Here is a 10337-nt window from a genome sequence, read left to right as displayed (position 1 = left end):
TGCTGGTGGTCCCCTCGCCGGTCGGCGACGTCGGCTGGGGCCGTGCGCTGGCCGACGGGCTCGAGCCGGTCAAGGCCGCCTATGGCGACAAGGTGAAGGTCACCATCCTCGAAAACATTCAGGAAGGCCCCGACGCCGACCGCATCATGAACAAGGCGGTCGCGGACGGGAACAAGGTCCTCATCGCCGGCTCCTTCGGCTATCAGAACGGCGCCCTGCAGATCGCGCGCCGCAATCCCGATGTCACCGTGCTGCACGCGTCCGGTTTCGAGGTGGCGCCAAACTTCTCACCCTTCGCGGCACAATATTCCCAGGGCACCTATCTGATGGGCATGGCGGCGGCCTCGCTTTCGAAGACGGGCAAGCTCGGCTCGGTGTCGGCCTTCGCCATCCCCGAGCTGATAACCTCCATCAACGCGTTCACGCTGGGTGCGCAGGCTGTGAAGCCCGATGTCGAGGTTTCCGTCGTATGGGTGAATTCCTGGTTCGACCCGGCCAAGGAGCAGGAAGCCGCCAAGGCGCTGCTGGCGCAGAAATGCGACGTCATCTTCTCCAACGCGCAGGACACGCCTTCCGTCGTCGCGGCTTGCGAAGAGGCAGGCATCCCCGCCTTCAACCTCAACTCGTCAATGAAGAAATACGCGCCCAAGACCTATCTCGGCTGCGTGGCGACCGATTGGTCGCCCTTCTTCAAAGCCTCGGTCGACGCCCACTTTGCTGGTACCTTCAAGGGCGCCAGCGCCTTCCTTGGGGTCGGCGACAAGGTCGTCGAGGTCGTCGACTGGAACCCGGGCATCCCGGCAGACATCATGACCAAGATCAAGGAAGTCGAAGCCAAGATCGCCGACGGCAGCTTCTCGCCCTTTGCCGGTCCGATCGCCAAGGCCGACGGCAGCGAAGGCGTCCCCGCCGGCAAGACTATGACCGTGGCCGAGATCGTCGCCATGGACTGGCACGTCAAGGGTGTCACCACGCCGCTGCCCAAGTAACCATGACCGCCCCGCTCCTGTCGCTGCGCGGCATCTCCAAGAGCTACGGCCAGATCCATGCCAATCGGGACATCGATCTGGACGTGGCTCCGCGCTCTATCCACGCGATCCTCGGAGAGAACGGTGCGGGCAAATCGACGCTGATGAAGCTCATATACGGCGTCGAGCAGCCGGACGCCGGAACAGCGACCTGGAAAGGAGACCCCCTGGCGCTCGCGTCCCCGGCGGATGCGAGGCGCAAGGGGATCGGCATGGTCTTCCAGCATTTCTCGTTGTTCGAGACGCTGACGGTGGTGGAGAACGTCCGGCTGGTCGTGCCCGGGAGGAAATCGGACCTTGCGCAAGGCATCTGCAAGCTCGGCCGCGACTTCGGCCTGGAAGTCGATCCGCTCGCCCATGTGCACGCGCTCTCGGTTGGAGAGCGGCAGCGGGTGGAAATCATCCGCTGCCTGATGACCGAACCGCAGCTCCTGATCCTCGACGAACCGACCTCCGTCCTACCGCCGCAATCGGTGGAGAAGCTTTTCGAGACATTGCGGCGGCTGCGCGACGGCGGCGTGTCCATCCTTTTCATCTCGCACAAGCTGGAGGAAATCCGTGCGGTCTGCGACCGCGCGACCATCCTGCGCGGCGGTCACATCACCGGCAATGTGGATCCCCGCGACCACGACGCGCACGACCTCGCCCGCATGATGATCGGCCGCGACATGCCGCAGCCCATGCCGGCAGTCGCACATTCCGGCGGGGAAAAGCGCCTTGAAATCGTCGGCCTCGACCATCGACCCGACGATCCCTTCGCCGCGGCGCTTTCCGATGTCAGCCTGACGGTCCGGGCGGGCGAGATCCTCGGCATCGCCGGCATCTCGGGTAACGGGCAGAGCGAACTCGCCGCGCTGATCTCGGGCGAGACGATGCTGCCGCGCGAACAGTCACAGCGTATCTTCATCATGGGAAAGGATGTCGGCGCGCTCGATGCGGCTGCCCGCCGGCGGCTGGGCTTCGCCTTCGTTCCGGAGGAACGGCTGGGCCGTGGCGCGGTGCCCGAAATGTCGCTCGTCCTCAACAGCCTGCTGACCGCACATCCCTCCGGCCTCTTGAAACGCGGCCTCGTCGACACGGCCCGTGCGAAGGCCTTCACAGAAGACTGCGTGCGGCAGTACGACGTGCGTACACCGGGTCCCGAGGCCGAGGCGGGGGCGCTTTCGGGAGGCAATCTGCAGAAGTTCATCGTGGGCCGCGAGATTATGCTGTCCCCTAAATTGCTGTTTGTGGCGCAGCCCACCTGGGGAGTGGACGTCGGCGCGGCATCCGCCATCCGCCAGCGCCTTGTCGCCCTGCGCAACGAAGGCATGGCCATTCTGGTCATCTCGGAGGAACTGGAGGAACTGTTCGAGCTTTGCGATGCGATCCAGGTGATCCATCAGGGTCGGCTGAGCGCGCCGCTAGTGACGCGCGACACCAGGCCCGAGGAGATCGGCCGTTACATGATCGGCGCGCATTCGACGGCCGAAAAGATCCCCGCATGAGCGCTTCGTTCCGACCCTCCCTTCCCGTGCTGATTCGACGTGAACACGCCTCGCCAGCAATCAAGCTGGCCGCACCGGCCGCGGCACTCGGCGCGGCGACGCTGCTCAATCTCGGGCTCTACCTCCTGATGGGCCGCGATCCGGTCGCCGTTTTCCAAGCGATGCTTCTTGAGCCCTTCCTGTCCTGGGCCTCGTTTTCGGAAGTCCTGCTCAAGATGGGGCCGCTGTTGCTGATTGCGCAGGGGCTTGCCATCGGCTTTCGCGCAAAGATCTTCAACATCGGCGCCGAGGGCCAGTTCATCCTCGGCGCGATCTTCGCGTCGGCCATTCCCATTTGGCTCCCGCAGGCAACAGGTCAGTGGATCTGGCCCGCCATGCTCGTCCTCGGCGCGCTGGGCGGCGCGCTTTGGGCCTCGCTCACGGCGTTCTGGCGCGTGCGGCTCAACGCAAACGAGATTCTCGTGTCGCTCATGCTGGCGCTCGTTGCGGCGCAACTTCTCAACTATCTGCTTCTTGGCCCCTGGAAGGACCCGGCCGGCTTCAACTTCCCGCAGTCGGTGATGTTCCAGTACGACGCGATGGTACCGATCCTGATCCCCGGCACCCGCGTCAACGTCTCGCTGCTTATCGCCTTCGCGTTCTCCCTCGCGGCCTGGGTCTTCATACAAAGGAGTTTCGCTGGCTACAAGCTGCAGGTCGGCGGCCTTGCGCCGCGCGCGGCCGGATACGCCGGCTTCAACGAAGGACGCGCGATCTGGCTTTCGCTCCTCATCGGTGGCTTAGCGGCTGGCCTCGCCGGGGCTGCCGAGGTGGCCGGGCCGCTCGGCCAGTTGCAGCGCTCCATCTCGACCGGCTACGGCTACGCCGCCATCATCGTGGCCTATCTCGGTGGCCTTCACCCGATAGGCATCGTTTTTTCCGCGCTGCTCATGGCGGCCCTCTATATCGGCGGCGACAACGCCATGGTCTCGGCAAATCTGCCGATCGCCGCTGTCCGGGTCTTCCAGGGCAGCCTGCTGCTCGCCTATCTCGTCGCCATCGCCTTCGTCCGCTACCGGCTCGAATGGCGCCATGCCGCTCACGGAAGCACTCCATGAATGCCCTCGAGTTCATCGTCGCCGGAATGCTGGCGGCGGCCACGCCGTTCCTTTTGGCCGCGCTGGGCGAAATGGTGGCCGAGCGGGCCGGCGTCCTCAATCTCGGCGTGGAGGGAATGATGGCCATGGGAGCGGTCGTCGCCTTCATCATCGTCTATCATGGCGGCGGTCACCTCCTGGGTTTCCTCGCCGCGGGCCTCGCCAGCGCGGCTCTTTCCCTTGTCTTTGCCATCATCGCGCTGGGGTTCCGCGCCAACCAGGTCGCGGTGGGACTCGCTATAGGCATACTCGGCCAGGGCCTCTCGGCATTGTTCGGCAAGAGCTATGAGAGCCTTACGGTCAAGGGCCTGCCGAAGCTTTCATTGCCCTGGCTTTCAGATATCCCGGTCATCGGCGGCCTCTTCGCTCAGGACGTCATCGTGTGGCTCTCGCTGGCCGTGACCGTCGCCATCTGGGCGATATTCGCCTACACCAAGACCGGCCTTGTCGTGCGCGCCGTCGGCGAGAATCCCAAGGCGGCCCATGCGCTGGGCTATCCGGTGATCGCCGTGCGCTTCGCCGCTGTCGCTTTCGGCGGCGCGTTTGCGGGTTTCGCCGGTGCCTACGCGGCCGTGGTCTACACGCCGCTCTGGGCCGACGGCATGATCGCCGGGCGCGGCTGGATCGCAATCGCGCTCGTGGTCTTCGGCACTTGGCTCACCAGCCGTATCTTCCTCGGCGCCTGCCTCTTCGGCGCCGTCTCCCTCGCAAGCCTCGCGGCCCAGGCGACCGGGCTCGACATTTCCTCGCAACTTCTGTCGAGCCTGCCTTATCTCGTGACAATCGTCGTGCTGGGCGTCATTTCCTCGAACCGGCGCCTGCTCAAGCTCAACGGCGTGGCTTCGCTGGGAGAGCCTTTCGAACACTGAGCAATTCCAATGCCGCTTGTGAGCAGGCCTCAGGGGCCAACATACTCGAAAGTGGATGAGCCTCAGAAGCTCAGGTCATTTGCCTGATAAGGTGGCGGCGAATGGCGTTGCTGCTCTTGGGCCACTTGGCTGCTCACCGACGGCAAAAACTGCGCTTGCCACGCTGACGATTGCGACATGGTCCTTTGCGGCCGCCCCCGCAGCGGCACTGTCGCCACGCAGGATCGCGGTGACTATGGCGTCATGCTCCTGCCAGGATTTGGCAAGGCGTCCGGCCAACCTGAACTGGGCACGCCGGAAAGGGGCAAGACGGCTGCGCGTCGTCGCTGTCAGCTCATAGATGTGCGTGCTGTGAGCGCCGCGATAGAGCCGGCTGTGGAACTCGGTGTTGAAATATTCATAGTCTTCCTCGGCGCCCAGCCGCACCAGCCGTGCCGAGGCCTCGTGCTCGGCCTCGAGCGCGCGGCGCTCGCTGACGGTCATGCGCTCGGCGCAGAAGCGCGCGCATATGCCTTCAAGTTCGGCCATGCTTTCGAACATCGAGGTGAGATATTCCTGGGTGACGACGGCGACGATGGCGCCTCTGTTCGGTCGCCTTTCAACCAGACCCATGGCGCTTAGCTGTCCGAGCGCCTCGCGCACAGGGGTGCGCGACACCTCGAAGCGGGCGGCAAGCGAGGTTTCGTCGAGCTTTTCACCAGGGCGCAGTACGCCGGTGACGATGCGGTCGCCGATGGCCCTCACCATCTGATCAACGGTCGTTCCCAATCGGACCAAGCTGCGCTTTCCCGACACGCCTCCTCCAAGCCTCCGTTTTCATTTCCAGACCATGAACCGGCCGAACGAAAGTCCGCTTCCGACTCAGTCGTACCCTGTATGCCTATGTTTTAATCTTCCTGTCAAATTGTCTGATTTCAAGGCAAAAAGTGCATGCAGTTGCCTTTCGATTGTGCAATGCCAAAAGATATTATTACTGATTTTATTGGGTAAATTTTAATTTCTGGATTGGCATAGCAATTGCATGCACTTTCTTGAGAAGGCGTTAACCGACCCGGAAAAGGTCCTACAGGGGAGCATAAGAAATGACCGACCGATTCTTGCTTAGCCGCCGCCAGCTGCTCAAGACCTCCGCCGCCGGAGCGGCACTCGGGCTTGCGTCCGCGGCCTTTCCCGTCAGCAGGGCCTTTGCCGCCAGCGCCACCGTCGGCTTCATCTATGTCGGGCCGAAGGATGACTATGGTTACAACCAGGCGCATGCCGAAGGTGCGGCGACGCTGAAGGCCATCGAGGGCATTACCGTCGTGGAGGAGGAGAACGTACCGGAGACGGTCGACGTCCAGAAGACGATGGAATCGATGATCAATCTCGACGGCGCCTCGCTGATCTTCCCGACCTCTTTCGGCTACTTCGACCCCCACATGCTGGCCATGTGCGCGAAATTCCCCAACGTGCAGTTCCGCCATTGCGGCGGCATGTGGGACAAGGCGAAGCACCCGATGAATGCCGGCTCCTATTTCGGCTATATCGGCATGGGCCAGTATCTCAACGGCGTTGTCGCCGGCCACACCTCAAAGACCAAGAAGCTCGGCTTCGTCGCGGCCAAGCCCATTCCGCAGGTGCTGCTCAACATCAACTCCTTCCTGCTCGGCGCGCGCTCGGTCGATCCGACCATCACTTGCCAGGTCATCTTCACCGGCGAGTGGTCTCTGGCGGTCAAGGAGGCGGAAGCCACCAACGCGCTGGTCGACCAGGGCGCCGATGTCATCACTTGCCATGTCGACAGCCCGAAAGTGGTGGTCGAAACCGCCGCCGGGCGCGGCGCTTTCGTCTGCGGCTACCATGCCAACCAGAGCCCGCTGGCGCCCGAAAAGTATCTCACCGGCGCCGAGTGGAACTGGGCCAAGGTCTACAAGATGTTCGTCGACGATCTCGTCGCCGGCACGCCGCTGCCCAACTTCACGCGTGGCGGCCTTGCCGACGGCTTCGTCAAGATGAGCCCGCTAGGGCCCGCCGTCGGCGAAGCAGGCCGCAAGCAGTTCGACGCCACCCTGGCTGAAATGATGAAGGGCGGCTTCGCCGTCATCAAGGGACCGCTGAAGAGCAACAAGGGCGCCGTCGTCGCCACTGCGGGGCAGGCTTTCCCGGAGACAGCGATCGAGCTCGAAAGCATGGACTATCTGGTCGAGGGCGTCGTCGGCTCGACCGCCTGATCTGGGGGTGGGACGATGGTGGACACGGTGACAGGGGCCGGCATGCCGGCACTCTTCGGCGCCAGGGGATATCCTCCGGTGCTGGAATGGATCGCGCGGCGGGCGGAAGCCTTCGTCATTCCGCTCGCAGCACTTGTCGTCGGCATGGCGCTGTTCAGCCTGTTCATCGCACTGGTCGGCAAGTCGCCGATCCTGCTCTACGAGACCATGTGGCGGGGCGGCTTCGGCTCCTGGTTCTCGATCCAGAACTCGCTGTCGCGGGCCGCACCGCTGCTTCTGGCGGCGCTCTGCGTGGCACTCCCGGCGCGGCTTGGCCTCGTCGTCATCGGCGGTGAGGGCGCCATCGTGCTGGGCGGCGTTGGTGCTGCTGCCATCGGCGTGGCGCTCAGCGGCTCGCCATCGTCAATCGTCATTCTTGCCATGGGCGTGGCGGGCATGGCCGCCGGCGGCATCTGGATCGGTGCCGTCGGCGCGCTGCGCCACTACCGGGCCGTCAACGAAACCATCTCCAGCCTGCTGATGGCCTACATCGCCATCGCGCTGATGAACCAGTTGGTGGAAGGGCCGCTGCGCGACCCGGCCTCGCTCAACAAACCTTCGACCCAGCCGCTGGCGGACATCTACCGCATCGGCAACATTCCGGGCATGGACGTGCATTGGGGGCTGGTCGTTGGCGTGGTCGCCTGCGTTCTCTCCTGGGTGCTCATCGAAAAGACCCGCTGGGGTTTCGCCGCGCGCATCGCCGGCGGCAATGTGCGCGCGGCGCAGGTGCAGGGGCTGGCCGTCGGGCCGCTCATCATCGGCTTCACGGCACTGGCGGGCGGCTTCGCCGGGCTTGCCGGCATGCTGGAGGTCGCCGCCGTGCAAGGCAGCGCCAATGCCTCGCTCGCCGCCGGCTATGGTTACACCGGCATCCTCGTCGCCTTCCTCGCCCGCCACAACCCGCTGGCCATCATTCCGGTCGCCATCCTGCTTGGCGGCATCGACGCCTCGGGCGGGTTGATCCAGCGCCGCATGGACCTGCCCGACGCCACGGTGCTGGTGCTGCAAGGCATGATCTTCATCGTCATCCTGTTCAGCGAAACCTTTTACGGCCGCTTCAAGGCCTTCAATCCCGACCTCTGGAAAAGGGCCTCCTGATGGACGCGACCGAGATCGGCCTCTGGGGCGTGCCGCTGGCCATTCTGGGCGGCGCCATCCGCGTGTCGACGCCCTTCATCTTCGTCTCGCTGGGCGAGGCGATCACCGAGCGTTCCGGCCGCATCAATCTGGGGCTGGAAGGCACGCTCGTCTTCGGCGCCATGACCGCCTATGCGGTCGCGGTGATGACCAACTCGCCGTGGCTCGGCCTGCTTGCCGCAGCTTTCGCCGGCCTGTTCTTCGGCCTGTTCCATGGCTGGATCTGCAAATTTCGTGGGGTCAACGACATTGCCATCGGCATCGCGCTGATGCTGTTCGGCTCGGGCCTCGCCTTCTTCTTCGGCAAGCCGTTCATCAAGCCGAAGGCGCCCAACCTGCCGGCCATTCCGTTCGGCGGTTGGTCCGATATCCCGCAGGTGCAGGCGGCGCTCGACGTCAACGTGCTGTTCCTGATCGGCGCGGTGCTTTCCGTCATACTGTGGTGGGCGTTCCGCAACACGCGCGCCGGCCTCATAGTGCGTGTCGTCGGTGACAGTTCCGATGCAGCACGCGCCATGGGCCTCAACCCCGACACGGTGCGGCTGCTCGCCACCGGCGTCGGCGGCGCGCTGGCCGGCATCGGCGGCGCCTACCTATCGCTCTACTATCCCGGCAGTTGGACCGAGCGCATCTCGTCAGGCCAGGGTCTGATGGCGGTGGCGCTGGTCATCTTCGCGCGCTGGAACCCGCTCGGCTGCTTTGCCGCGGCCCTTTTGTTCGGCGGAGCCGGCGCGCTCGGCCCGGCGCTGCAATCGGTCGGCGTCACGCAAGGCTACTACCTGTTTTACGCCGCTCCCTACATCCTCACCCTCATCATCATGATCGTCACCTCCTCGCCGACACGAACGCTTGCCGGCGCGCCAGGCGAATTGTCGATCACCAAATGAGACTTGGCACCAAATGACTGGAGTTTTGCCTATGAACGCCAGAGCCGAGATTGCCCAGCACACCATCGATGCCGAGCCCTATCCGTGGCCCTACAATGGTGACCTGCGGCCCGACAACACGGCGCTGATCATCATCGACATGCAAACCGATTTCTGCGGGCCAGGCGGCTATGTCGACCATATGGGTTACGATTTATCGCTGGTGCGGGCGCCGATCGAACCGATCAAGGCGGTGCTGTCGGCGATGCGGGCCAAGGGGTATACCATCATCCACACGCGCGAGGGGCACCGGCCCGATCTCGCCGACCTGCCGGCCAACAAGCGCTGGCGTTCGCGCCGCATCAATGCCGGTATCGGCGATGCCGGCCCGTGCGGGCGCATCCTTGTGCGCGGCGAGCCGGGCTGGGACATCATCCCCGACCTCTACCCGATCGAGGGCGAGCCGATCATCGACAAGCCTGGCAAAGGCTCGTTCTGCGCCACCGACCTGGAGCTGATCCTCAACCAGCGCCGCATCGAGAACATCGTACTGACCGGCATCACCACGGATGTCTGCGTGCACACCACAATGCGCGAGGCCAATGACCGCGGCTATGAATGCATGATGCTGGAGTATTGCTGCGGGGCGACCGACCACGGCAACCATCTGGCGGCGATCAAGATGATCAAGATGCAAGGCGGCGTCTTCGGCACGGTGTCGAATTCGACGGCGCTCGTGGCTCAGTTGCCATGAGGAGGCCGCGATGAGCGACAGCGTCCGAAAAGCCGTCGGCGTCGAAACCATCGGCATGACCATGCGCTTTGGCGGCTTCACCGCGCTGGACGCCGTGTCGGTGAAAGTGCCGGCAGGTTCCTTTCACGCGCTGCTTGGCGAGAATGGCGCCGGCAAGTCGACGCTGGTCAAATGCATGATGGGTTTTTATCACCCGACATCAGGCGACATGCTGGTCGACGGCCGCGAGGTGGCAATCGCCAGTCCGCGTGACGCTTCGGCGCTTGGGCTCGGCATGGTCTACCAGCATTTCACCCTAGTGCCGTCGCTGACAGGGGCGGAAAACCTCGTCATCTCGCGCGAGAAGGTTCCTGGCATCATCGACTGGCGCAAGGAGCGCAGCGACCTTGCCGTGTTCATGGAGCGCATGCCGTTCAAGCTGCCGCTCGACGTCAAGGTGGCGGAGCTTGCTGCTGGCGAAAAGCAGAAGCTCGAAATCATCAAGCAGCTTTATCTTGGCCGCTCATTCCTGGTGCTGGACGAGCCAACCTCGGTGCTGACGCCCGGCGAGGCGCAAGAGGTGCTGGGGCTTGTGCGCGACATGACGAAAGCCGGCGACCTCACCGTGCTGATGATCTCGCACAAATTCCATGAGGTGACCGCCTTCGCCAACGATGTCAGCGTGCTGCGCAAGGGCAAGCTGACGGGAACCGGCCGCGTCGCCAACCTGGACCATAAGGCGATGGCCGCGATGATGATCGGCGACCAGCCGATCGCCGCCCTCGACAGCCGTGCGGCGCCAAAACCGGATGCCGAGATCGTGCTGAAG

The 10337-nt window shown here is 64.1% G+C and carries 10 protein-coding genes; 9 read left to right on the top strand and 1 reads right to left on the bottom strand.

Annotated features, from left to right (window positions below; translation table 11 throughout):
- The 4 genes from EOA36_RS16105 to EOA36_RS16090 all read left to right on the top strand — a co-directional run.
- Positions 1-989, top strand: a 989-nt coding sequence (locus EOA36_RS16105; protein ID WP_145969186.1) for a BMP family ABC transporter substrate-binding protein, incomplete at its 5' end; no start/stop codon positions are given.
- Positions 990-991: 2 nt separating this feature from the next.
- Positions 992-2515: an ABC transporter ATP-binding protein gene (locus tag EOA36_RS16100; protein WP_127278481.1), complete on the top strand. Its 1524-nt coding sequence runs from the start codon at positions 992-994 to the stop codon at positions 2513-2515.
- Complete coding sequence (locus tag EOA36_RS16095) at positions 2512-3612, top strand: ABC transporter permease (protein WP_127278480.1); 1101 nt, start codon at positions 2512-2514, stop codon at positions 3610-3612. The genes EOA36_RS16100 and EOA36_RS16095 overlap by 4 nt, the downstream gene beginning before the upstream one ends.
- Entirely contained in the window at positions 3609-4520 is a 912-nt protein-coding gene (locus EOA36_RS16090; protein WP_127278479.1) for an ABC transporter permease, read from the top strand. Before EOA36_RS16095 ends, EOA36_RS16090 begins: the two co-directional genes overlap by 4 nt.
- 75 nt (positions 4521-4595) lie before the next feature.
- On the opposite strand, the gene EOA36_RS16085 is transcribed toward EOA36_RS16090, so the two are convergent.
- Positions 4596-5267 carry a GntR family transcriptional regulator gene (locus EOA36_RS16085; protein WP_127278478.1) on the bottom strand — a complete coding sequence of 224 codons (672 nt, stop codon included), beginning with the start codon at positions 5265-5267 and terminating at the stop codon, positions 4596-4598.
- A gap of 335 nt (positions 5268-5602) precedes the next feature.
- On the opposite strand from EOA36_RS16085, the gene EOA36_RS16080 reads away from it, so the two are divergent.
- From EOA36_RS16080 to EOA36_RS16060, 5 genes are all read left to right on the top strand, one after another.
- On the top strand, positions 5603-6730 hold the full coding sequence (locus tag EOA36_RS16080) for a BMP family ABC transporter substrate-binding protein (RefSeq protein WP_127278477.1): 1128 nt from the start codon (positions 5603-5605) through the stop codon (positions 6728-6730).
- 15 nt (positions 6731-6745) lie between these two features.
- Positions 6746-7870 carry an ABC transporter permease gene (locus tag EOA36_RS16075; protein WP_127278476.1) on the top strand — a complete coding sequence of 375 codons (1125 nt, stop codon included), beginning with the start codon at positions 6746-6748 and terminating at the stop codon, positions 7868-7870.
- The gene (locus tag EOA36_RS16070) at positions 7870-8796 is read left to right on the top strand and encodes an ABC transporter permease (RefSeq protein ID WP_127278475.1); all 927 of its coding nucleotides are present in this window, start codon (positions 7870-7872) and stop codon (positions 8794-8796) included. The genes EOA36_RS16075 and EOA36_RS16070 overlap by 1 nt, the downstream gene beginning before the upstream one ends.
- Positions 8797-8827: 31 nt before the next feature.
- The gene (locus EOA36_RS16065; protein WP_127278474.1) at positions 8828-9529 is read left to right on the top strand and encodes an isochorismatase family cysteine hydrolase; all 702 of its coding nucleotides are present in this window, start codon (positions 8828-8830) and stop codon (positions 9527-9529) included.
- A 10-nt stretch (positions 9530-9539) separates the two neighbouring features.
- Positions 9540-10337 (top strand): ATP-binding cassette domain-containing protein (locus tag EOA36_RS16060; protein ID WP_127278473.1); only part of this gene is annotated, 798 nt, incomplete at its 3' end.

The organism is Mesorhizobium sp. M8A.F.Ca.ET.021.01.1.1, assembly GCF_003998025.1.
Taxonomy (GTDB): domain Bacteria; phylum Pseudomonadota; class Alphaproteobacteria; order Rhizobiales; family Rhizobiaceae; genus Mesorhizobium.
Note: the sequence above shows the minus strand (reverse complement) of the source record. Positions and strands in the feature narration are given on the sequence as shown.